The organism is Agrobacterium sp. 22-210-1, assembly GCF_053522525.1.
Map to the genome: position 1 here is coordinate 1,925,837 of NZ_JBNWCI010000001.1, position 22,375 is coordinate 1,948,211.

A 22,375-nucleotide genomic window follows, 5' to 3' on the forward strand; every position below is an offset into this window, starting at 1 on the left:
GCCTGCCAGCGCGGGCCGGACGCGGGGTGGCGGACGGAGAAATTACGGACATAAACAAAGCAGAAAGGTCCTATTTCCGCCCAACTCCGCTGGAATTGAGGTTCCAAGGCTTTTTTTTCCGGATTATGGCGTCAAAATAGCCGCACTGATTCGAATCCCAGAGGTATCCATGCGTCTTTCCCCGCTCGCGCGCACTTTTCTTGCCGCCGCCGGTCTTGCCATCATCGCCCCCGCCGCTGCGGCGCTGGCGCAACAGCAGCCGCCCGGCACGCCGAAGTCGACGCATGGCGCATGGTCTGTCATCTGCGACAAACCGGCGGGTGCGTCGGAAGAACAATGCGCCCTGATGCAGAACGTGATTGCCGACGACCGCCCGGAAGTGGGGCTTTCGGTGGTGGTGTTGAAGACCGCCGACCGCAAGTCGCGCATCCTGCGTATCCTCGCGCCGCTCGGCGTTCTCCTGAAGGACGGCATGGAGCTTTATATCGACAACAATAATATCGGCCGCGCCTATTTCACCCGCTGCTTCTCCGAAGGCTGCTATGTGGAAGTGGATATTGACGATGAGCTGCTGAAGGTTCTGCGCGCCGGCAAGGCCGCCGTTTTTGCGCTGCGTGAATCCGTCGATCAGGACCGTGTCGGCATTCCGATCGAGTTGACCGGCTTTGCCGAAGGCTACGACGCGCTGCCGTAACGCCTCGTCGTCAACGGGCAGCCTTGCGTCTGCCCGCTCCAGTGCCTAAATCGGTCATTGAACGATAATGACTGGAGCCTCCCATGACCGACGATCTTGTAAAACTCTTCGATTGCGATGAAACGCAATTGCGCAAGCTCGTCGGAGAGGCGCTTGCCGGCGCTGACGATGGCGAGCTGTTCATCGAACATGCCCAGGCCGAATCGCTAACCTTCGACAATGGCCGGCTCAAGGGCGGCTCTTTCAACACGGATCAGGGTTTTGGCCTGCGCGCCGTTGCCGGCGAGACGGTGGGTTACGCCCATGCCGGCGAGCTTTCGCAAGGTGCACTGAAGCGCGCTTCGGATGCGGTGGGCGCCGTCACCCGCGGTTATTCCGGCTCCTATGCCGCCGCGCCCCAGCGCACCAACAAGAAACTTTACGGCGACGAAAACCCGATCGGCAGCCCGAGCTTTGAAGAGAAGGTGAAACTTCTCACCGATATCGACGCCTATCTGCGCGACAAGGACGAAAACGTCCGGCAGGTGACGGCGACGATTTCCGCCAGCTGGCAGGTGGTGGACATACTGCGCGCCGATGGTCATCGCGTCAGCGACATCAGGCCCATGACCCGCATCAACATTTCCGTGGTGGCGGGTGACGGCGACCGGCAGGAAAGCGGCTCCTACGGCATTGGCGGCCGCGTCGGTTTTGGCGATTTCATTACCACGGAAAGCTGGCAGCGCGGCGCGGATGAAGCGTTGCGCCAGGCGCTCGTCAACCTGACCGCCATCGATGCACCGGCCGGCACCATGGATGTGGTGCTCGGCTCCGGCTGGCCGGGCGTGATGCTGCATGAGGCGGTCGGTCACGGTCTGGAAGGCGATTTCAACCGCAAGAAGACATCGGCCTTTGCCGGCCTGATGGGCGAGATGGTGGCCGCCCCCGGCGTGACTGTCGTGGATGACGGCACCATCGACAGCCGTCGCGGCTCACTCACCATCGACGACGAGGGTACGCCGTCCGCTTATAATGTGCTGATCGAGAACGGCAGGCTGGTGGGCTATATGCAGGACCGCCAGAATGCCCGGCTGATGGGCGCAAAGGCCACCGGTAATGGTCGCCGGCAGGGTTATTCGCATGTGCCGATGCCACGCATGACCAATACCTACATGCTATCAGGCGACAAGACGCCCGAGGAGATCATCTCCTCCGTCAGACAAGGCATCTATGCCGTTTCCTTCGGTGGCGGACAGGTGGATATCACCTCAGGCAAATTCGTGTTCGGCTGCACCGAGGCCTACCTCATCGAAAACGGCAGGATCGGCGCGCCGGTAAAGGGCGCCATGCTGATCGGCAACGGACCGGACGCGATGAAACGCGTATCGATGATCGGCAATGATTCCAAACTCGATACGGGTATCGGCAATTGCGGCAAGGCCGGGCAATGGGTGCCGGTCGGTGTTGGGCAGCCGCATCTGCGCATGGACCAGATCACCGTCGGCGGTACGAAAGCGTAAGGAATTCGGAGTTTGGATCACTACGGTCTGTCCCAAACTCCGTCATACCGGCCCTGAGCCGGTATCCAGCCGACGCGCGTCTGCGCGGCGAGAAGAGTCTTGTCAGCCCAGGGACTTGGGCTGGCTGGATGCCGGATCCAGTCTGGCATGACGGCAGAGAGAGTTGCGGTCACGCGAAACGTTGAGCCTGCCGCATCAATCCCAGCCCATAACATCGCACATGGCTGCCATGATGAGGTTTCCTCTGGCACCTCGCCGAGAAGACGATAAGATCACCCTCACGGCAGGCCCTCCTCCCCACCGCCGGGCCTGCGCGGCATAAGGAGACCATGACCATCATACGCAATGCCCTCGTCCCGGAACTTGCCGTCACGGATTGGCTGAAAAGCCGCGCCTTTTATTGCGACCTGATCGGTTTTCATGTGGTTTATGAGCGCCCCGAAGAGGGCTTCGCCTATCTTGCGCTCGATGAGGCACAGGTCATGATCGACCAGATCGGCGCGACCCGGACCTTCGTGGCTGACAATGCCGCGCTTGAGTTTCCGCTGGGCCGCGGCATGAACCTGCAGCTCGCCGTCCCTTCCCTGCAACCCATTCTCACGCGGCTGGAACGCTCTTCGATCGAACTCGTTCTGGCGCCGGAAGAGAAGTGGTACAGGCGCGGGACGGTCGAGGTTGGCAACCGGCAATTCATCGTCGCCGATCCGGACGGTTATCTGATCCGCCCATTCGAGAGCTTGGGCGAGCGCCCCTTCCGGTTCGGTTGAGCCCATGCTGCCCTTTCGCCCGCATGCGGTTGTTTTCGACATGGACGGATTGCTGATTGAAAGCGAGGTGCTTTATCGCGATTCATTTCTGGCGGCTTCGGCGGAAGGCGGCCATGGAATGCAGGTCGAGACCTATCAGAAGGTCTGCGGCAGTCCGTGGGATGTCATCACCGGCACCATCTTTGCCGACTATGGCGCGGATTTTCCCATAGACGCTTTTCGCGACGCATGGCTCCGGCATCTCGGTGTGATGATGGCGGAGGGTGTGGCGCTGAAACCCGGCGTCGCCGAAATCCTCGATCTCCTCGACCGGCTGGATATCCGCCGCGCCATCGCGACATCGTCGCAGCACACATCGGTCACCCGCCACCTCGGCCCTTACGACCTTCTCAGGCGCTTCGACACCATCGTGGCGCGCGGCGATTATACCGAACCGAAACCCGCGCCCATGCCCTATCTCACTGCCGCAAAGCGCCTCGGCCTCGATCCTGGCCGCTGCCTTGCACTGGAAGATTCCTATTCCGGCGTCCGCTCGGCCTCTTCGGCCGGCATGATGACAATCATGGTACCGGATGTCGCGCCGCCAACCGAGGAAATGCGGGAGAAGTGCGTTGCCGTCATGGGTGATTTGCATGCGGTGGCAGACATGCTGCAAGACGCAAGGCTTTTACGGATTTGAAGAGTGGGCAGTGGCGTAGATGCGCGTCACACGCCTTTCGCCGTTTGGACTTATAGTGGAGGTCGTAGCGGCCGGAACGCCGATATTGGTCAAGCGCCTCCGTCGGCGCATCCATAACCGGAGTGGTCATGATGCTTGTGGCCGTGTCGCTCGCGACGCTTATATTGCTCGCTCTTTCAGCATTTCAGGTCACCCTCGCCGCCGGTGCGCCTTTTGGCCGTTTTGCCTGGGGCGGCGCGAGCCGCGTGCTGCCGGTCAAGCAAAGAATTGCAAGTGTCGCTTCTCTTGCGATCTATGGCCTTATGGCATCTTTTCCGCTGCAAAAGGCAGGCTTCGCAACGATCTGGCCGGCAGGCTGGATCGAACCCGGCATCTGGATCATCGCCTGTTATCTTGCGGTGAGCGTTGGGTTGAATGCAATGTCGAAGAGCCGTCCAGAACGGCTCGTCATGACCCCGATAGCCGCCGTTCTTGCGATCCTGTTCTTTATCGTCTCGCTCTCATAGAGACATCAGGCCAAAGACACGATACCGCAACGATCGATCCTTTTCAGCGGATCGTCAGCCCATCGACCTGAAACGCCACTTACGCTCGATCGCTCCTTCAATATCGAGACCGTTATAATGGGCCAGCAACAGCACATGGCCGAGGAGATCGGCTGTTTCGTCGGCCAGATCCCCCTTCATCTCCTCTTTGCTCCTGCCCTTGATGCGCGCCCGCCCTGTCAGGCGGTTCCAGGCCTGCGTCACCTCGCCAACCTCTTCCTGAAGCTTCAGCATGTACCAGTCCGGGTCGCGGAATATTCCGTTTTCAGCGGCATATTTTTGCGAGGCCTCTTCAAACCGGCGCATCATGTCAGCAAGCATTTGTTCATCCTTTGTTCGTGCGTTACAACTCTAACCACGATTCTCCGGCCGCGTCGATCCGAAAGGATGTTTTCCGACCTTGAACGGAAATATCCGCGACAGATGCCCGCCATCGCGATAGGAACAGTCATTCGAAACAGTGCCGTCACCCATGCCTTATCTCGATTTTTTCTCATCGCTCATCACCGCCCATAGCCCGACGCTGCTGGCGATGTTTGCGGGCGCGGCTTTTCTTGCCGGTCTTGCCCGTGGCTTTTCCGGCTTCGGCGCGGCACTCATCTTCATTCCGCTTGCCAGCGCCATCGTCGGGCCACGCATCGCGTCAGCGGTTCTGCTGGTGGTGGACGGCGTCTTGACGCTCGGCATGATACCGCCTGCCTTTCGCATGGCGGACCGGCGCGAGGTCTTCACCATGGCGGCAGGCGCGCTTGTCGGCGTCCCGCTTGGAACCCTGCTGCTTTCCCATGGCGATCCGCTGACCCTGCGCTGGATCATCTCCACCGTGGTCATCGTTCTGTTATTGTTTCTGCTTTCCGGCTGGCGTTACAGCGGGCGGCCAAAGACGCCTCTGACCCTGTTTACCGGGTTTCTGGCCGGGCTGTTTTCCGGCGCTGCGCAATTGGGCGGGCCGCCCGTGGTCGCCTATTGGCTTGGCGGGGCGCTTAAAGGTGCTTTCGTGCGCGCCAATGTCATTCTTTATTTCGCGGTTTCGACCGTGATTTCCACGGCAAGCTATTTTTTCGGTGGTCTTTTCACCGCCGATGTCTTCGTCTTTTTCCTGCTGGCCCTGCCGTTTTACGGGGCGGGCCTTTACGTCGGCGCGCGCCTGCACGGATTTGCCGATGAAGCGGCGTTCCGGCGCATCTGCTACGGCCTTATCGCCATTTCCGCCGTCATCGGCCTGCCGCTGTTCGATTCGCTGTTGAAATAGGCAGGCCGCACCGGCCTGCCTTTGCAGCGTTCAAGGATACATACGAACCTTGGACCACGGCGCATCCGGCGTCTCGCGGCGGAATTCGACGCGGTCGTGCAGGCGGAATTTGCGGTCGTGCCAGAATTCGATGCTGACCGGGCGAATGCGGAAACCGGACCAGTGGGCCGGGCGCGGAATATCGCCGATGGCATATTTCGCGGTATATTCGGCGACCGCCTTCTCCAGCGCGAAACGGCCTTCCAGAGGCCGTGACTGTTTGGACGCCCAGGCGCCGATGCGGCTGCCGCGCGGGCGGGAGGCGTAATAAGCATCCGCCTCAGCGTCCGTCACGATCTCCACCTCGCCGCGCAGGCGCACCTGCCGTCGCAAGCTTTTCCAGTGGAAACACATGGCCGCTTTTTTCTGGCCGAGGATTTCGCGGCCCTTCTGGCTTTCGAAATTCGTGTAGAAAACGAAACCGCGATCATCGACGTCTTTCAACAGCACCATGCGCACGTTTGGCAGGCCGTTTTCATCGACGGTTGCGAGTGCAACCGCGTTCGGATCGTTGACTTCGGAAGCCGTCGCATCCTTCAGCCATTCGGCAAAAAGCGTGAACGGTTCATTTTCTTCCGTGAAGTCACTGGATGTTAACCCCATTTCCGACATATTGACTAAAATGCTCCCGAGCTGATTTGGACCCCAGAGATGATTTCTGGCGAAAGATGGTGACCGTCATAGCAAAGTCGAACAGTCGAACAAAGGGCCTCCTTTCGTCGATCGCGGAAGTTTCCGCTGTCGTGTCAATGCTCGTGGTGCTGAGCGGTTGTGTCAGCCTCGATCTGTTCGGCGGCGACAAGGTCGACCGCTCGCTCTCCACGGCCTCGGTTCCCAACCAGCAGAATAACGGCCAGCAGACCGATGATGCGACCATCCGCAATGCGGTAACATCGGCCGATCTTGCCAAACTTGCCGACCAGCCGCTGCCCTGGGCCAATGCCGCAACCGGCAGCGCCGGCGTGGTTACCGCCATTCACGAAGACAAATCCAGCGGTTTCGTCTGCCGCGATTTCAGGACGACGCGCCACTCCTTCGAAGGCGTGGCCGCTTACTCCGGACAGGCCTGCCTGTCGGAAACCGGCGAGTGGTTGATGACCCGCTTCGAGCAGAAATAATCTATTTACCTTGGCGCATGGAATAAGGCCGGCCACCACGCGCCGCGCGTCCTGCGTAAAGGAGTGATTAGCAACTTATTGCAACAGTCGACGTTGATTAAACCGAGGGCGTGTACGCGAATGATCGCGGGCATCCCTTTTCGGAGGGGTTAGTTTCAGGATTGCGCCATGAACGGCGGCAGACTGAGCCAACGTAACTGGTGTTTCGCATGCGCGATCCATATTCGATCCTCGGCGTGAAACGTGACGCCCGCCATGAGGAAATCAAGGCTGCCTGGCGCACGAAGGCGAAAACCGTCCATCCGGACGCCAATCGCGACGATCCCGATGCTTCGGCGCGATTCGCCGAAATCGGGCAGGCTTATGACCTTTTGAAAGACCCCAAAAAGCGCGATCTTTACGATCAGGCCCGGCAGGCGGCTGAGAAGAAGAAGCGTGGCGAAACCATCATGCAACAGCGGGAGGCGGCGCGTGAGGCTGCCGAACGTGCCAGGGCGGCTGAGAAGCTGATGGAGGAACTGGCCCGCGCCGATGCCCGCAACCGGGCGCAGACCGGCCAGAAAACCGACGGGAAACCTGAAACGGCCGAGGATATCGTCGAGCGTATTTTCGGGGCCGATGCGCAGAACGACCCCAAGGTGCAACAGGCGGCGGAAGCGGCCAAGGCTGCGGCCAGCGGCACGAAAAGCGACATTCCGGGAACGGGTGAAACGGCACAATCGGCCACCGTTGACGACAAATCCACATCCGCCTCGCTTGCCGGCAATCTTTTCAGCGCCCTCGTGCGCCGGTTCCGCACGCCGCAGCCGGTTGCGGAAAAGGCACCTGACATTACGGCCGAAGCCACCATCACCGTTGCCGATCTTCTGGAGCGCAAATGGGTTACCATTGGGCTTGCCGAAGAGCGGGAAGCCCGTTTCCAGCTTGAGCCCGGCATGACCGACGGCCATGTGGTGAGGCTGAAGGGACAGGGGCTGAAACTTCCGGGAATGGCACGCGGCGATCTTGCCGTGACCTTGCTTGCCGCACGCGACGACGCCTTTTCAGTGCGCGGCTTCGATATTCACACGACTTTGCCGATCTCGCTTGGTGATGCGGTTCTGGGCTGCGAAACGAAAGTCCGCACCCCGCTTGGCGAGGAAAATCTCAGCATCCCGGCATGGTCCGGCTCGGACCGCGTGCTGCGGCTTGCCGGCAAGGGCCTTGCCGATGGCAAGGGTGAATATGGCGATCTCGTCATCGAATTGCGTATCGTTCTGCTCGAAAAGCCGGATGAAAAGGTGACCGACCTCATGCGCCACATGCGCGAAGGCCTCTATTTGTGAAAGTTTTGCGAATAGCCGGGACAACGCACCCTTTGTTACGCTCCCTAACAGTTGATGATCTTTGACAATCTTGAACAGGATTGCAGCCTATGCCATAGGCAGGATCAATCGAAAGTATCAGGGAGCATAAAATGGCTCAGGCATCCGGCCTCATGGCTGGCAAACGCGGCCTCATCATGGGCGTCGCCAATAATCGTTCAATCGCTTGGGGCATTGCCAAGGCTTGCGCGGACGCAGGCGCGGAACTCGCACTCACCTGGCAGGGCGATGCGCTGAAGAAGCGCGTCGAGCCGCTCGCGCAGGAACTCGGCGCCTTCATGGCTGGCCACTGTGACGTGACGGACCTCGAGACGATCGATGCCGTTTTTGCTTCGCTGGAAAAACACTGGGGCAAGATCGACTTCGTTGTGCACGCCATTGCGTTTTCCGACAAGGACGAGCTGACGGGTCGTTACCTCGACACCAGCCGCGACAATTTCAACCGCACCATGGATATTTCCGTCTTTTCGCTGGCCGCTGTCGCCAAGCGCGCGGAGCCTATCATGAATGATGGCGGCTCGATCATCACGCTCACCTATTACGGTGCCGAGAAGGTCATGCCGAACTACAACGTCATGGGCGTGGCCAAGGCCGCTCTTGAGGCCAGCGTGCGTTATCTCGCCGTCGATCTCGGCAATCGCGGCATCCGCGTCAACGCCGTTTCCGCCGGCCCGATCAAGACGCTTGCCGCTTCCGGCATCGGCGATTTCCGCTACATCCTGAAGTGGAACGAATATAATGCGCCGCTGAAGCGCACCGTTTCCATCGAGGAAGTCGGCAAGTCGGCGCTTTACCTGCTATCGGACCTTTCGACCGCCGTGACAGGTGAAATCCACCATGTCGATTCCGGTTACCACACCATCGGCATGAAGGCGGTGGATGCGCCTGATATTTCGGTGGTGAAGGACTGATCGCCACTGGAATTAGAGCGGGATTTCTGGCGAAAACCACGCATGTTTTTCGCCATCCCGCTCCGGCAATGCTTGAAACAGGGGTATCGTCTTGCTCGTTTATGTGATCCGTCACGGACAAACGGACTGGAATGCGATACGCCGGCTTCAGGGCCAGAAAGACATTCCGCTCAACGATTTCGGCCGTCAGCAGGCGGTCGGCAATGGCAGGCTTCTGGCGCGCCTGCTGGGAGAACAGGCCACGGATTTCGATTACGTGGCAAGCCCGCTCGGGCGCACGCGCGAGACCATGGAACTGATGCGCGGCGCGATGGGTCTAGACCCCCTTGCCTACCGCACCGATGACCGCCTGATCGAAGTCTCCTTCGGCGACTGGGAGGGGCAGACCCTGCCGGAACTCAAAAAGGAGTTTCCCGACCGGGTGAAGGCGCGCAAGGCCAACAAGTGGGATTTCATTCCCCCCGGCCAGGACGCCGAAAGCTATGAAATCCTCTCCTGGCGCATCGGCGCATGGCTTTCCTCCGTCGAGGTGCCGACGATATGCGTCTGCCATGGCGGCGTCATCCGCTCGATTTTCCGGCTGGTATCAGGCATGGACAAGGACGAGGCGTCGCGGACGCAGATCCCGCAGGACCAGATCTTGAAGGTCGAGATCGACGGGAATAGTGCGGAGTGGATTTCGTAAGGAAAGCGCAAAAAGTGCCGACAGCGCACAAACCTGTTCGTTGCCTTCCTCGCCTTGAGGCTGTCGTATATGCGCGGCATTGCGGCTTGTTTCTTCTCCCCGCCGGGGAGAAGGTGGCCCGAAGGGTCATATGAGGGGGCAACGCCAGCGATAAACCGCACCCTCGCCCCCTCATCCCGCTGCCGCGGACTTCTCCCCCTCGGGGAGAAGAAACAAGAGGCATCCGCTTGTTTCACAACGGAGGTTTTGGCGTAAAGGCTGAGTAAGGGGCGGCTGCTTACTGCACGACCTGAAGATCGTCGACCACGCGTTTGCCATCCACTTCCGTGTAGAAAACCACGACCTTGACGCCGGCTTTCAGGCCTTCGAAATTGAACTCTTCCGGCACGCGATAGGTCTTGCCGTCGTTGAGCGTAATGCTCAGCCCATTCGCATCGATCTTGCTGATCGTGCCTTCCACATCGACGCTCTGGGCGTAGCTGTTGATGGGCATCAGGAGGTTGGCGGTGGCCAGAAGGGCGGCAATCATCATACGCATCGATCTAGCTTTCGTGGATTTGCGTGAAAACCTTACATGCATGAAGAATTGCCTTTCGAATGTGGCGGAAATTGCCCGCAACCATGACATTTTCGGCCCAATTGATGAACGGATTTGGGATCGTGTTCAAGCCGTTAGTGATTTTTACACCGCATTTCGCGGCAATATTGGAAAACTGCGGATTAACGTGGAAAACGACGGCGCTTTTACATTTTCGTCATTTCGAAAAACATCTCCGCCCGGTGCGAATCGCCGCCGCCACCCTCATTGACATGCCTACCATAGGGTTGAAGGCAGAGGGCTGCCGTAGCGCGCACCGCAGTTATCCGGCCGCTGAGAAAGAAAGGCTTTTGCCTTGTCCGGATTTACACTAAGACAAATCCGCTTGTTTTAAACGGCGCTACCCGCAGGCGCCCTGCATTCCGGTCTTGAGAACTATGTCGCATAACAGCTTCGGTCATCTATTTCGCGTTGCCACCTGGGGAGAAAGCCATGGGCCGTCACTTGGCTGCGTGGTGGATGGCTGCCCGCCCGGCCTTCGCTTCACGCTTGCCGAGGTGCAGCACTGGATGGACAAGCGCAAACCCGGCCAGAGCCGTTTCGTCACCCAGCGTCGCGAAGACGACATCGTCAAGGTTCTCTCCGGCGTGATGCTGGATGAGGACGGCGAGACGATGATAACGACAGGCACGCCGATTTCCATGCTGATCGAAAACACCGACCAGCGCTCCAAGGATTACGGCGAGATCGCCAAGCGGTTCCGTCCCGGCCATGCGGATTTCACCTATGACCTGAAATACGGCATTCGCGACTATCGCGGCGGCGGGCGCTCCTCCGCGCGTGAGACGGCGGCGCGTGTCGCCGCCGGTGCGATTGCCCGCAAGGTGGTGCCTAGCCTCAATGTGCGCGGTGCGTTGGTGCAGATCGGCAAGCACAGGATCAATCGCGACAACTGGGATTGGGATCAGGTCGACCAGAACCCGTTCTTCTGCCCCGATGCCGCCATGGTGCCGGTGTGGGAAGAGTATCTCGATGGCATCCGCAAGGCCGGCTCCTCCATCGGCGCCGTCGTCGAAGTGGTGGCGGAAGGCGTTCCGGCCGGCATCGGCGCGCCGATCTACGCCAAGCTCGATCAGGATATCGCCTCCAGCCTGATGTCGATCAACGCCGTCAAGGGCGTGGAGATCGGCGAGGGTTTCGCCTCCGCCGAGCTTTCCGGCGAGGAAAATGCCGACCAGATGCGCATGGGCAATGACGGCAAGCCGATCTTCCTCTCCAACCATGCCGGCGGCATTCTCGGCGGCATTGCGACCGGAGAGCCAGTCATCGCGCGTTTCGCCATCAAGCCGACCTCCTCCATTCTGACGGAGCGCCTGTCCATCGATACCGACGGCAACAATGTGGATGTGCGTACCAAGGGCCGTCACGACCCCTGCGTCGGCATCCGCGCCGTGCCGATCGGCGAGGCGATGGTGGCCTGCACCGTTGCCGACCATTATCTGAGGGACCGCGGCCAGACCGGCCGGCTTTAGCGGACCGAAAAATGTGAAGCGGTTTTCGGACAATCCGCTAAAGAAACAAAAAGAGCAACAAACCGTTGCTCTGAAGTGAGGGGATATCGCCATGGCCTATGACCAGAAACGCGTTGTCGACGCCATCCGCGCTTTCGAAGCCGGGGAGATCGTTGTGGTGACCGATGATGACGACCGTGAGAACGAAGGCGATCTGATCATTTCGGCGGTTCACTGCACGCCCGAGAAAATGGCGCTGATCGTGCGCCATACCTCCGGCATCGTCTGCGCGCCCATGCCGCGCGAGGAGGCCAAACGGCTGAACCTCAACGCCATGGTGGCGGAAAATGACAGCGCCCATACGACGGCCTTCACCGTCAGCGTCGATTTCAAGCACGGCACCACGACGGGCATTTCCGCAGACGACCGCACCTTGACGGTGCGCAACCTTGCCAACCCGAATGTCGGCGCTGCCGATTTCACCCGGCCGGGCCATATCTTCCCGCTGATTTCCCGCGAGGGCGGCGTCTTGATGCGCTCCGGCCATACCGAAGCGGCGGTCGATCTCTGCCGGCTCGCCGGCCTGCCGCCCATCGGCGTCATCAGCGAGCTGGTGAATGACGACGGCAGCGTGATGCGCGGCCCGCAGGTTCTGGATTTCGCCGACACGCACGGCATGAAACACGTTTCCGTCGCCGATCTCATCGCCTATCGCCAGCGCAAGGAAACGCTGGTGGAGATGGAATCCTCCTTCACCATCGAGACGCCCTTCGGGCCGGCCAAGGCGCAGACCTATTCCCTGCCCTGGGATCCAATGCAGCACATGGCGGTGATTTTCGGTGACATCAGGGACGGCGTCGACATTCCTGTTCGCCTTCACCCGGAGAACGTTGCCGACGACGTGTTCGGCGACCGCCAGCCGGTGCGGCATTATATGCAGAAGATCGCCGAGGAAGGCCGCGGCGTCATCGTTTATCTGCGCGAAGGCTCCGTCGGCGTCGGCCAGGTGGCCGGCCGGCGCAAGGCGCGCGACCCGGACGAGGCGCATGCGCAGGCCCGTTCGCGCGAAAACGAATGGCTGGAAATCGGTCTCGGCGCGCAGATCCTGAAAGATCTCGGCATCAGCTCCATCAAACTGCTGACCACCCGCGAACGCCATTATGTCGGCCTTGAAGGCTTCGGCATCCAGATTTCGGCGACGGATATCTGCTGATTTCGGGGTTTGCCTTGGTTTTCAGGGCAATTGTGAAGCGAGTGGGTGCCCCTTGTTTCTTCTCCCCGAGGGGGAGAAGTCCGCGGCAGCGGGATGAGGGGGCGCCCTTGCCGGATTGCGGAGAGCTTGCCCCCTCATCCGACCCTTCGGGCCACCTTCTCCCCGGCGGGGAGAAGAAACAAGCGGCATCACGGATCGGTAACGTTGCGCCCGGGGACCTATCCTGAATCATCCGTGCGAAAAACCTCAGTTTCCCTCCCGCCAGCCCTCCAGGTAGTTCACGCTCTCAACCCGGGTAAACTTCGCCAGCCTCACCAGTTCCGCATCAAGCTTCTCCAGCCGTCCGGCCGAGGCACGCACGCCCGGTTCCAGCCACAGGCGCCGAACATCCAGCGTGCTGCGCTTGCGATCCGCCTTCATGTCGATGCGTCCAATCACGCGGTCGCCCTCCAGAAGCGGGAAGACATAATAGCCATATTGCCGTTTCGGCTCCGGCACGAAGACCTCGATGCGGTAATAAAAGCCGAACAGCCGCTCCGTGCGGTTTCGGTCACGCAATAGCGGATCGAAGGGGCTGAGGACACGGACGCGGGCGGAAGGTTCCAGCACGTCGGTCAGGTCGGCGGTGAAACCGGCAAAGGCATAGGACGGGCGAGCAGTGTCGCCATCGCTTGCAAGAAGCGAGACCTCGCAGAGTTCGTCGCGATGGCTTTTGACCCAGTCCCTCGCCTCCTGCGGGGTGACGAGATCGAAAAACGCAGCGATTTCGCCATGGGTGGCGAAACCCAGCCGCTTCAGCGCCTGCCGGCAGGCCCAGTCGACAAATTCCGCATGCTCCACCTCGGTTTCGTGATGCTCACCGGGAATGACCCGTTCGGCGAGGTCATAGACCTTCTGGAAATTCACCCGGCCGGCAATCGCGAGCTTGCCGGTGTGCCAGAGATATTCGAGCGCGGTCTTGGAGGGATGCCAGTTCCACCAGCCGCCGGACTGGTGCCCCTCCTCCTTCAGCTCCCGCGCCAGAACCGGGCCGGTCGCGGCGATGCGCTCCAGCGTTTCACCGAAAGCGGCATCGAAGCCTTCACCGTGCCATTTGCGCCAGCGCTCCTGAATGATCGGCTCGCGGCGGCGGAAGCGGTGTTTCCAATAGGGATAAAATTCCGTCGGCACGATGGAAGCATCATGTGTCCAGTGCTCGAAAAGCGCGCGGTCCTTTTCCAGCAACGTCGTCAGATGGTCACGCCTGTAGGTCTGGTTGCGGGAGAAGATAATCTGGTGGTGGGCGCGCTCCACCGTGCCGATGCTGTCCACCTGCACAAAACCGATATCGGTTATGAGCTGCAGCAGCCCATCCTTGGAAAGCGCCTTGCCGGGCGGCGAGGAAAGCCCCTGCCGCGCCAGAAAAATTCGTCTTGCCGCTTCGTTTGAAACCTTGATCACCATGGCGCAGAAGGTATGACGGCTTTTTCAGGATTGCAATGTTCTTTTTTTGTTCCTTGTTTCACTTCTGTTGATGACGGGGTATAGAACCGGAAAACGAGCGCGAGGATGTAAGTTTGGAAATCCGTTTCGACGCCGCCGGTGTCGCTTTCGAGGGTCGGCAGGCCCTGCAGCCGTTGTCTGTGACATTGACGGAACGGCGTATCGGCGTGATCGGCCTCAACGGCTCGGGCAAAACCACCTTTGCGCGGCTGATCAACGGGCTGAACAAGCCAAGCGAAGGCAAGGTTTCGGTGAACGGCCTCGACACCGTGAGCGACGCCAAGGCGGTCTTGCAGGCGGTCGGCTTCATCTTCCAGAATCCGCAGAACCAGATCATCCTGCCGATCATACGCGACGATGTCGCCTTCGGTCTCAAGCGACTCGGTCTCGCCAAGGCTGAAACTGAAAACCGGGTGAAAGCCGTTCTTGCCCGGCTCGGCATTTCCCATCTTGAAGAGAGACGCGCGCATGAGCTTTCCGGCGGGGAGCTGCAGCTTGCGGCGCTGGCCGCGCTTCTGGTTACCGAACCGCAAATCCTCATTCTCGATGAGCCGACCAACCAGCTTGATCTCAAAAACCGGACTGTCGTGGAAAAGACCATGGCGGCGCTTTCGCAGTCGCTCATCGTCATTACCCATGATCTGCCGTTGCTTGAAGGCTTCGACCGGGTGCTGGCTTTCCATGAAGGCGCGCTGGTCGCCGACGCTACCCCCGAAGAAGCGGTGGCGCGCTATCTGGAGGTGGCATCGCGATGAAATCGCTGCATGTCGAAGGCACCGGCTGGCTCTACCGCGTCTCGCCGCGCATCAAGCTTCTGGCGCTCATGGGTTTCAGCATCGCATTGTTCCTCACGCGCGATCTGCTGGTTCTCGCATGCGCGACGGTTCTGGCCACCCTTATTCTGGGCGCTACGCGGCTGCCCCTCAGGGAGATCGGCCTGCGGCTGCGGCCGGTGATGCTGACCATTCTCCTCGTCGCCGCCTTCAGCTACCTGCTGCTTCCGGCGCATGATGCGACCGTCAATCTTTTGCGGCTGACGGCGCTCGCGCTTCTCGCCACCGCCGTCACCATCACCGTCAGCATTTCGCAATTCATGGACGAAATCACGCTTGCCGCCGCCCCGCTGGAAAGGCTGGGGCTGGTGAAGGCTGCCGATATAGGGCTCGCAGTCGGGCTGGTGGTGCGCTTCGTGCCTGAAATCGTCAACCGTTACCATGCGGTGCGTGATGCGCACCGGGCGCGCGGCCTGCCGGTGCGCATGACAACCATCATCGTGCCGCTCGTCATTATGACGTTGAAGGATGCCGATGCCATTGCCGACGCCATTGACGCGCGCGGTTTCAGAGGCCAAAGCTTGGCGCCAGACAACCATCCGGAGTTTTGAGCACCATGACGACCCGCGACCTCGTGCTGATTTCGCTGTTTTCCGCCATTATCATCGCACTCGGGCTTCTGCCGCCGATCACGCTCGGCTTCATCCCCGTGCCGATCACCGCGCAGTCGCTCGGCGTCATGCTGGCCGGCGTCGTGCTGGGCGCGAAACGCGGTACGCTCGCGGTTCTGCTGACGATCCTGATTGCCGCCATCGGCCTGCCGGTCCTGTCAGGCGGACGCGGCGGCCTTTCGATCTTCACCACGCCGACCACGGGCTTCCTGATCGGCTGGATCGCCGCGGTTTTCGTTACCGGTTATCTCTCGGAAAAATTCGTGCATCGGGGCCAATCGGCACTGACACAGGGCGTCGGTTTCTTCATCGCCAGCCTGATTGGGGGCGTGGTGGTGCTTTATGCTTTCGGCATCACCTATCTGGCGCTGGTCGTTGGGCTTGGTTTCGAAAAGGCCTTCATGGGTTCGCTCGCCTTCATTCCGGGCGATGCGCTGAAGGCCGTGCTTGCCGCACTTGCCGGCCGCGCCGTGATGGCCGGTTATCCGCTTCTGCCGCAGCGCGCCTGAGTTAGCTTTCTCCAGGAGGAAAAGAATGGCGACGCGTTTATACGAACATCCGATCTTCCTGGAGCATATCACGCCCGAAGGCCACCCCGAGCGGCCGGATCGTCTACGGTCGCTGAACATCGCGCTCGAACACCCGAATTTCGAGCGGCTGGAACGCAAAGAAGCGCCGCAGGCGAATGAGGATGCGGTACTGCTGGCGCATCCGGAAGAACATCTGCTTGCCGTCATGCGCCAGATCCCGCAAGAAGATGGCGAGATCAACCGCATCGAGGCGGATACCTATGCCTCACCGAAAAGCCTGCAGGCGGCGCTGACCGGCATCGGCGCAGCCATGGCGGCGGTGGATGACGTGTTTACCGGTGCGGCCGACAATGTTTTCGTCGCCGCCCGCCCGCCCGGCCACCATGCGGAAACCGCAAAGGCCATGGGCTTCTGTCTTTTCAACAATGTGGCCATCGCCGCCCGTCATGCTCAGAAAAAACATGGCGCAGAGCGCATCGCCATCATCGACTGGGATGTGCATCACGGCAACGGCACGCAGGACATCTTCTGGAACGACACGTCAGTGCTGTTCTGTTCCACCCACCAGATGCCGCTTTACCCGTGGAGCGGCGATAAAAACGAAACCGGCGTGAAGAACAATATCGTCAACGCCCCGCTTTCGCCCAACACCGGCAGCGAATATTTCCGCGAGGCCTTCAAATCCCGCGTGCTGCCCGCGATCGCCGATTTTTCGCCCGATCTCATCCTCATCTCCGCCGGTTTCGACGCGCATCACCGCGATCCGCTGGCGCAGATCAATCTGGTGGGCGAGGATTTCGACTGGGCAACGGGCCGGCTTCTGGAAATGGCCGACAAATACGCATCGAACCGGGTCGTCAGCCTGCTTGAAGGCGGTTATGATCTGGAAGGGCTGGCAGAATCGGCAGCCATGCATATTTTGAGAATGATGAAGGGTTGAACATGACGGAAAATGCCAACACAGCCGATGTCAGCGGTTATTCCTTCGAAAAAGCCGTCGCCGAGCTGGAAAGCATTGTCGCACGCCTGGAACGCGGAGACGTGGCGCTGGACGAATCAATCGCCATCTATGAGCGCGGCGAGGCCCTGAAAAAGCACTGCGAGACGCTGCTGAATGCCGCTGAAAAGCGAATCGAGAAAATCCGTCTCGACCGCGCCGGAAAACCGCAGGGCGTGGAGCCGCTGGACGGGGAGTGACTGCGTTTAGCGGGAGCGTTTGGACGTGATTCGATAAGGCAGCCACCTCCCGATTCAAACACTCGACGTCATCCTCGGGCTTGTCCCGAGGATCTGCAATGCATTGATTTTCTTGACGTGTTTAGATCCTCGGGACAAGCCCGAGGATGACGGAGGAGAGGTTTGAAAACTTTCCCCGGCCGTAAGGTGTTCTCACAATGTCGTGTTAACAAGGATCGTTGACGCTGCGTTCGATATCGCGATGCTCCCCTCCCCCTCGGTTATGCTAAACTCCCGCCAGACGATACGAGGAGCTTGCCATGTCCTTTTTTCCCGGTAACGATCCCGTCGCGGGCGATGCTTTTGCCTGCGACGCCATCGAGAACCTCATCATTCCCCGCACCAGCGATATTGGCGGCTTTGCGGTGCGCCGCGCGCTTCCCACGCGGCAGCGGCGTCTCGTCGGCCCCTTCATCTTTTTCGATCGCATGGGCCCGGCGATCCTGAAGGCCGGTGAGGCGCTGGACGTCAAACCGCATCCGCATATCGGGCTTTCCACCGTCACCTATCTGTTCGACGGCGAAATCAAGCATCGCGACAGTCTCGGCACCGAGCTTGTCATCCGCCCCGGCGATATCAACCTGATGACGGCCGGGCGCGGCATCGTGCATTCGGAACGCACGCCGGAAAACCTGCGCGGCCATCCGCTTTCCATGTCCGGCCTGCAGACATGGCTTGCCCTGCCGGACCATATGGAAGAAATCGACCCCGCCTTTGCCCATACGGCCAAGGAAGACATGCCGCTGATCGACCTCAAGGGCGCGACCGGCCGGGTGGTGATCGGCGAATTCGAAGGCCTCACCTCCCCCGTTTCGGCCTTTACCGATACGCTCTATGTCGACCTGACGCTGGAACCGGGGGTGAAATTTCCCTTCTCCGCCGATCATGAGGAACGGGCGATCTATATTCTGTCCGGTTCGCTGGATGTGGCGGGCGATATCTTCGCCGCCGACCAGTTGCTCGTCTTCCGGCCGGGCGACGACATCACGTTGCAGGCCGGCAGCAATGGCTGTCACATCATGATCTTTGGCGGCGCGGCGCTGAATGAGCGCCGTTACATCTGGTGGAACTTCGTTTCGTCATCAAAAGAACGCATAGAGCAGGCCAAACAGGAGTGGAGAACCGGACGCTTCGATATCGTTCCCGGCGATGAAGAAGAGTTTGTCCCTTTGCCGGAAGGTTGAAATTCTATAGAAGTGTACGACATGCAGGAATGGACCGTCGGCTTTCACCATGAAAGCCGCTCCGGCGCCCCCTGCTGACCACGAGAAAAGGCCGAACGATTGACCGGAATGCCCCAGACCCCACTGCTCGACCGGGTGAATTTCCCCTCCGATCTCAAGGAGATCGACGATCGCGACCTGCCGGAACTGGCACGGGAACTGCGCGACGAGATGATTGACGCGGTGTCGAAGACCGGTGGCCATCTGGGTGCCGGCCTCGGTGTGGTGGAATTGACGATTGCCATTCACAAGGTCTTCAACACGCCCGAAGACCGGCTGATCTTCGATGTCGGACACCAATGTTATCCGCACAAGATCCTCACCGGCCGTCGCGACCGCATTCGCACGCTGCGCCAGGAAGGCGGGCTTTCCGGTTTCACGCGTCGTGCGGAAAGTGACTATGACGATTTCGGCGCCGGCCATTCCTCCACCTCCATTTCCGCCGGTCTCGGCATGGCCGTGGCGGCGGGGCTGGACGGTAGCGACCGCAAGGTCGTAGCCATCATCGGCGATGGCTCGATGTCGGCGGGCATGGCGTTTGAGGCATTGAACAACGCCGGCGCGCTCGATGCGCGGCTGATCGTCATCCTCAACGATAACGACATGTCGATTGCGCCGCCGACGGGCGCGATGAGCGCCTATCTGGCGCGACTTGCCTCCGGCCGCACCTATATGGGTTTCCGCGATTTCGGCAAGAAACTGACGGCCTATCTCGGCAAGACCATCGACCGCGCCATTACCCGCGCCGTGACCCATGCGCGCGGTTATGTAACCGGCGGCACGCTGTTCGAGGAGCTTGGCTTCTATCACATCGGCCCGATCGACGGTCATTCCTTCGATCACCTTTTACCGGTGCTGCGCAATGTGCGCGACAACCAGAAAGGCCCTGTCCTCATCCATGTGGTGACGCAGAAGGGCAAGGGTTATGCGCCGGCAGAAGCCGCAGCCGACAAATATCACGGCGTCAACAAGTTCGACGTCATCACCGGCGCGCAGGCGAAAGCCAAGCCGAATGCGCCGAGCTATACCAGTGTCTTCGCCGAAGCGTTGATCCAGGAAGCCACCCTCGACGACAAGATCATCGGGGTCACCGCCGCCATGCCGAACGGCACGGGCCTCGACAAGATGGCCGAGCTTTTCCCATCCCGCACCTTCGATGTCGGCATTGCCGAACAGCACGCCGTCACCTTCGCGGCCGGGCTTGCGGCTGATGGTTACAAGCCGTTCTGCGCGCTTTATTCCACCTTCCTGCAACGTGGTTACGACCAGCTGGTGCATGATGTGGCGATCCAGAGCCTGCCCGTGCGTTTCCCCATCGACCGCGCCGGTTTTGTCGGTGCTGATGGACCGACCCATGCCGGCTCCTTCGATACGACGTTCCTCGCCACCCTGCCCGGCATGGTGGTGATGGCGGCCTCGGATGAAGCTGAGCTGAAACATATGGTGCGCACGGCAGCGGCCTATGACGAAGGCCCGATTTCCTTCCGTTACCCGCGCGGCGAAGGCGTGGGCGTCGAGATGCCGGCACGTGGTGAGATTCTTCAGATCGGCAAGGGCCGCATCATCAAGGAGGGCACCAAGGTTGCGCTGCTCTCCTTCGGCACGCGGCTGGCGGAATGCCTTGCGGCCGCCGAAGATCTCGATGCGGCCGGCCTTTCGACCACGGTTGCCGATGCGCGCTTCGCCAAGCCGCTCGATCTCGATCTCATCCGCCAGCTTGCGGCGCACCACGAGGTTCTGGTGACGATCGAAGAAGGCTCCGTCGGCGGCTTTGGCGCACATGTGCTGCATTTCATGGCGAGCGCCGGCCTGCTCGACCACGGCCCGAAGGTCCGGACGCTGACCCTGCCCGACCAGTGGGTGGAGCAGGCGAAGCCCGAGACCATGTATGCCAATGCCGGCCTCGACCGGGCCGGCATCGTGTCCACCGTGTTCCATGCGCTTGGCCAGCGTCAGGCCGATGTGGGATTTGCGGGCTAGACACACGTCCGGGGACAGAAGGCGGGCTAACCCGCCGCCTGTCGTCCGCCTTACGTTGCGGCACCGTCGAGGAAGCCGACGACATTTTCAATTCGCCCATCGGCATCGCGGCTGACGACATCGGTGCCGCCCGCGACATCGTCTCCATCAGGCGAAACGAGACGCCATGAAAAACGGGTGAAGTTACCGTGGCCATCCGGGGTGCCGGCAAGAACGAAGCGATATCCCGGAAATTTCTGCCGCGCCGCCTCGATCATTGCGGCGATCCCCTGTCGCCCTTCGCCCTGCATCAAAGGATCGATGTAGCGTGCCGTTTCTGCCCAAGCCTTGCCTAAAAGGTGCTTGCGGCGTTCATCGTCCTCTTCGTTCCAGAGCGCGAGATAGGTTTCGGCGATTGCGAGATGCTGCGTCATGATTGTGCTCCTTCTGGTTGACGGCCAGAGCATGCCGGGGGCTGTGACGCGGGACAATTACCTCAGAGGTAATCGCATTGCCGATATCTTCTGCTAGGCTACGGGGCATGACACATCATCGAGACCATGTCGGCCAGGTGCTGAAGGAATGGCGCGCGCGCCGCAGATTGAGCCAGCTTGATCTGGCATCCGATGCCGAGATATCGGCACGTCATTTGAGCTTCGTGGAAAGCGGGCGATCCTCGCCCAGCCGCGAAATGTTGGCGAGGCTGGCGGAGCAGCTTTCCATGCCCGCCCGTGCCACCAACCGGCTGATGCTGGCGGCGGGTTATGCGCCTGTTCATTCCGAACGGTCGCTCGACGCACCCGACATGGCCGCGGCCCGGCAGGCCGTCGAAACCGTGGTGCAGGGCCACATGCCCTTCCCCGCGCTTGCCGTCGACCGGCACTGGAACGTCATTCTCGCCAATGATGCGATTACATCGCTTCTGGCCGGTGTTTCCGAAGAGCTGCTTCGCCCGCCGCTTAACGCCTTGAGGCTGAGCCTGCATCCGGAGGGCTTGAGTTCCCGCATCGTCAACCTCGCCGAATGGCGGCATCACCTGCTGGAGCGTCTGCGCCGTCAGGTCGAGGAAACGGGAGACGAGGCGCTTCGCCGCTTGCATGCCGAGCTTTCGGCCTATCCCGCACCGAAGGCTTCGCCCCATGCTGCCGGAACCGATCCGCTGGCCATACCATTGCAACTGCGCGATCCGGCATCGGGCGCCGTTCTGAGCTTCATTTCCACCACCACGGTTTTCGGAACCGCGACCGATGTCACGCTGTCCGAACTGGTGCTGGAATGTTTCTACCCCGCCGATGCGGCAACCCGCGCCGCCCTGATGCCAGGCACAAAGGAGTAAGACCCGTGCACACCACCTATCTCATCGGTTTCCAGGTCCGTGACGGCCAGCGCGAGCGCTTTCTCGAATTGCTGAATGCGCTGCTCGACGCCATGCGGCACGAAAAGACCTTCGTGAACGCCACCCTGCATCGGGATGGCGAAAACGACAACCGCTTCCTGCTGCACGAGACCTGGAGCGACCATCAGGACGTCATCGATGTCCAGATTCACCGCCCCTATCGTCAGGCATGGCATGATGCACTGCCCGAGCTTCTGGAGGCCCCACGGGATATCTCCGTCTGGCATCCCATACGGGTGGATCACATCTGATGGGATGAGAGGCGAGGTCCTTTCGAAGATCTCGACACC

General features: G+C 60.5%; 27 protein-coding genes. 22 read left to right on the forward strand and 5 right to left on the reverse strand.

What is annotated here, in order from left to right:
• The first annotated feature begins 169 nt into the window (after positions 1-169).
• From ACQZ5F_RS09735 to ACQZ5F_RS09755, 5 genes are all read left to right on the forward strand, one after another.
• Positions 170-694 (forward strand): invasion associated locus B family protein, encoded by a 525-nt coding sequence (locus ACQZ5F_RS09735; protein WP_003494243.1) that lies wholly within the window; start codon positions 170-172, stop codon positions 692-694.
• A gap of 83 nt (positions 695-777) precedes the next feature.
• Positions 778-2,193 carry a metalloprotease TldD gene (gene tldD, locus ACQZ5F_RS09740; protein WP_046798503.1) on the forward strand — a complete coding sequence of 472 codons (1,416 nt, stop codon included), beginning with the start codon at positions 778-780 and terminating at the stop codon, positions 2,191-2,193.
• Between the two features lie 329 nt (positions 2,194-2,522).
• Complete coding sequence (locus tag ACQZ5F_RS09745) at positions 2,523-2,960, forward strand: bleomycin resistance protein (protein ID WP_225245342.1); 438 nt, start codon at positions 2,523-2,525, stop codon at positions 2,958-2,960.
• Between the two features lie 4 nt (positions 2,961-2,964).
• Positions 2,965-3,639, forward strand: a complete 675-nt coding sequence (locus ACQZ5F_RS09750) for an HAD family hydrolase (protein ID WP_046798501.1) — start codon at positions 2,965-2,967, stop codon at positions 3,637-3,639.
• 128 nt (positions 3,640-3,767) lie between these two features.
• Positions 3,768-4,145 (forward strand): hypothetical protein, encoded by a 378-nt coding sequence (locus tag ACQZ5F_RS09755; RefSeq protein ID WP_225339399.1) that lies wholly within the window; start codon positions 3,768-3,770, stop codon positions 4,143-4,145.
• Between the two features lie 54 nt (positions 4,146-4,199).
• Here the strand turns inward: ACQZ5F_RS09755 and ACQZ5F_RS09760 are convergent, their stop codons facing one another.
• Positions 4,200-4,505 (reverse strand): pyrophosphohydrolase domain-containing protein, encoded by a 306-nt coding sequence (locus tag ACQZ5F_RS09760; RefSeq protein ID WP_046798499.1) that lies wholly within the window; start codon positions 4,503-4,505, stop codon positions 4,200-4,202.
• Positions 4,506-4,656: 151 nt separating this feature from the next.
• On the opposite strand from ACQZ5F_RS09760, the gene ACQZ5F_RS09765 reads away from it, so the two are divergent.
• Positions 4,657-5,436 carry a sulfite exporter TauE/SafE family protein gene (locus ACQZ5F_RS09765; protein ID WP_225339400.1) on the forward strand — a complete coding sequence of 260 codons (780 nt, stop codon included), beginning with the start codon at positions 4,657-4,659 and terminating at the stop codon, positions 5,434-5,436.
• A 30-nt stretch (positions 5,437-5,466) separates the two neighbouring features.
• Here the strand turns inward: ACQZ5F_RS09765 and pdxH are convergent, their stop codons facing one another.
• Positions 5,467-6,087: a pyridoxamine 5'-phosphate oxidase gene (gene pdxH / locus ACQZ5F_RS09770; protein WP_046798497.1), complete on the reverse strand. Its 621-nt coding sequence runs from the start codon at positions 6,085-6,087 to the stop codon at positions 5,467-5,469.
• 56 nt (positions 6,088-6,143) lie between these two features.
• Between pdxH and ACQZ5F_RS09775 the strand changes: the two genes are divergently transcribed.
• From ACQZ5F_RS09775 to ACQZ5F_RS09790, 4 genes are all read left to right on the forward strand, one after another.
• Positions 6,144-6,593: an RT0821/Lpp0805 family surface protein gene (locus tag ACQZ5F_RS09775; protein ID WP_082178655.1), complete on the forward strand. Its 450-nt coding sequence runs from the start codon at positions 6,144-6,146 to the stop codon at positions 6,591-6,593.
• A gap of 209 nt (positions 6,594-6,802) precedes the next feature.
• Entirely contained in the window at positions 6,803-7,918 is a 1,116-nt protein-coding gene (locus tag ACQZ5F_RS09780; RefSeq protein ID WP_225339401.1) for a DnaJ C-terminal domain-containing protein, read from the forward strand.
• Positions 7,919-8,049: 131 nt separating this feature from the next.
• On the forward strand, positions 8,050-8,868 hold the full coding sequence (fabI, locus tag ACQZ5F_RS09785) for an enoyl-ACP reductase FabI (RefSeq protein ID WP_046798494.1): 819 nt from the start codon (positions 8,050-8,052) through the stop codon (positions 8,866-8,868).
• Positions 8,869-8,959: 91 nt separating this feature from the next.
• Positions 8,960-9,553, forward strand: a complete 594-nt coding sequence (locus ACQZ5F_RS09790; RefSeq protein WP_046798493.1) for a histidine phosphatase family protein — start codon at positions 8,960-8,962, stop codon at positions 9,551-9,553.
• A gap of 277 nt (positions 9,554-9,830) precedes the next feature.
• Here the strand turns inward: ACQZ5F_RS09790 and ACQZ5F_RS09795 are convergent, their stop codons facing one another.
• Positions 9,831-10,091 (reverse strand): DUF1344 domain-containing protein, encoded by a 261-nt coding sequence (locus tag ACQZ5F_RS09795; RefSeq protein ID WP_046798492.1) that lies wholly within the window; start codon positions 10,089-10,091, stop codon positions 9,831-9,833.
• A gap of 83 nt (positions 10,092-10,174) precedes the next feature.
• Here ACQZ5F_RS09795 and ACQZ5F_RS09800 point away from each other — a divergent pair, with 83 nt between their 5' ends.
• From ACQZ5F_RS09800 to ribB, 3 genes are all read left to right on the forward strand, one after another.
• Positions 10,175-10,465, forward strand: a complete 291-nt coding sequence (locus tag ACQZ5F_RS09800; RefSeq protein WP_225339402.1) for a hypothetical protein — start codon at positions 10,175-10,177, stop codon at positions 10,463-10,465.
• 63 nt (positions 10,466-10,528) lie between these two features.
• Positions 10,529-11,623 carry a chorismate synthase gene (aroC, locus tag ACQZ5F_RS09805; RefSeq protein ID WP_448730483.1) on the forward strand — a complete coding sequence of 365 codons (1,095 nt, stop codon included), beginning with the start codon at positions 10,529-10,531 and terminating at the stop codon, positions 11,621-11,623.
• 91 nt (positions 11,624-11,714) lie between these two features.
• The gene (ribB, locus tag ACQZ5F_RS09810) at positions 11,715-12,815 is read left to right on the forward strand and encodes a 3,4-dihydroxy-2-butanone-4-phosphate synthase (protein ID WP_052817410.1); all 1,101 of its coding nucleotides are present in this window, start codon (positions 11,715-11,717) and stop codon (positions 12,813-12,815) included.
• Between the two features lie 246 nt (positions 12,816-13,061).
• Here ribB and ACQZ5F_RS09815 read toward each other — a convergent pair whose 3' ends face one another.
• Entirely contained in the window at positions 13,062-14,258 is a 1,197-nt protein-coding gene (locus ACQZ5F_RS09815; protein ID WP_225339403.1) for a winged helix-turn-helix domain-containing protein, read from the reverse strand.
• Between the two features lie 113 nt (positions 14,259-14,371).
• On the opposite strand from ACQZ5F_RS09815, the gene ACQZ5F_RS09820 reads away from it, so the two are divergent.
• The 7 genes from ACQZ5F_RS09820 to dxs all read left to right on the forward strand — a co-directional run bounded on the left by ACQZ5F_RS09820 (position 14,372) and on the right by dxs (position 20,710).
• The gene (locus ACQZ5F_RS09820; protein WP_225339404.1) at positions 14,372-15,052 is read left to right on the forward strand and encodes an energy-coupling factor ABC transporter ATP-binding protein; all 681 of its coding nucleotides are present in this window, start codon (positions 14,372-14,374) and stop codon (positions 15,050-15,052) included.
• Entirely contained in the window at positions 15,049-15,681 is a 633-nt protein-coding gene (locus tag ACQZ5F_RS09825; RefSeq protein ID WP_080842257.1) for an energy-coupling factor transporter transmembrane component T family protein, read from the forward strand. Before ACQZ5F_RS09820 ends, ACQZ5F_RS09825 begins: the two co-directional genes overlap by 4 nt.
• 5 nt (positions 15,682-15,686) lie before the next feature.
• Positions 15,687-16,250 carry a biotin transporter BioY gene (locus ACQZ5F_RS09830; RefSeq protein WP_046798485.1) on the forward strand — a complete coding sequence of 188 codons (564 nt, stop codon included), beginning with the start codon at positions 15,687-15,689 and terminating at the stop codon, positions 16,248-16,250.
• Positions 16,251-16,275: 25 nt separating this feature from the next.
• Positions 16,276-17,211 (forward strand): histone deacetylase family protein, encoded by a 936-nt coding sequence (locus ACQZ5F_RS09835; RefSeq protein WP_080842258.1) that lies wholly within the window; start codon positions 16,276-16,278, stop codon positions 17,209-17,211.
• 2 nt (positions 17,212-17,213) lie between these two features.
• Positions 17,214-17,468 carry an exodeoxyribonuclease VII small subunit gene (locus tag ACQZ5F_RS09840; protein WP_003503059.1) on the forward strand — a complete coding sequence of 85 codons (255 nt, stop codon included), beginning with the start codon at positions 17,214-17,216 and terminating at the stop codon, positions 17,466-17,468.
• 299 nt (positions 17,469-17,767) lie between these two features.
• The gene (locus ACQZ5F_RS09845) at positions 17,768-18,691 is read left to right on the forward strand and encodes a pirin family protein (RefSeq protein ID WP_225339405.1); all 924 of its coding nucleotides are present in this window, start codon (positions 17,768-17,770) and stop codon (positions 18,689-18,691) included.
• A 99-nt stretch (positions 18,692-18,790) separates the two neighbouring features.
• Complete coding sequence (dxs, locus tag ACQZ5F_RS09850) at positions 18,791-20,710, forward strand: 1-deoxy-D-xylulose-5-phosphate synthase (RefSeq protein WP_225339406.1); 1,920 nt, start codon at positions 18,791-18,793, stop codon at positions 20,708-20,710.
• Between the two features lie 50 nt (positions 20,711-20,760).
• Here the strand turns inward: dxs and ACQZ5F_RS09855 are convergent, their stop codons facing one another.
• Positions 20,761-21,123: a nuclear transport factor 2 family protein gene (locus ACQZ5F_RS09855; RefSeq protein WP_225339407.1), complete on the reverse strand. Its 363-nt coding sequence runs from the start codon at positions 21,121-21,123 to the stop codon at positions 20,761-20,763.
• 107 nt (positions 21,124-21,230) lie between these two features.
• On the opposite strand from ACQZ5F_RS09855, the gene ACQZ5F_RS09860 reads away from it, so the two are divergent.
• Together ACQZ5F_RS09860 and ACQZ5F_RS09865 are read left to right on the forward strand one after the other, a co-directional pair.
• Positions 21,231-22,025, forward strand: coding sequence for a helix-turn-helix domain-containing protein (locus ACQZ5F_RS09860; protein ID WP_225339408.1), 795 nt, complete (start codon positions 21,231-21,233; stop codon positions 22,023-22,025).
• A 5-nt stretch (positions 22,026-22,030) separates the two neighbouring features.
• Complete coding sequence (locus ACQZ5F_RS09865; RefSeq protein ID WP_046798480.1) at positions 22,031-22,336, forward strand: putative quinol monooxygenase; 306 nt, start codon at positions 22,031-22,033, stop codon at positions 22,334-22,336.
• The last annotated feature ends 39 nt before the right edge of the window (positions 22,337-22,375 follow it).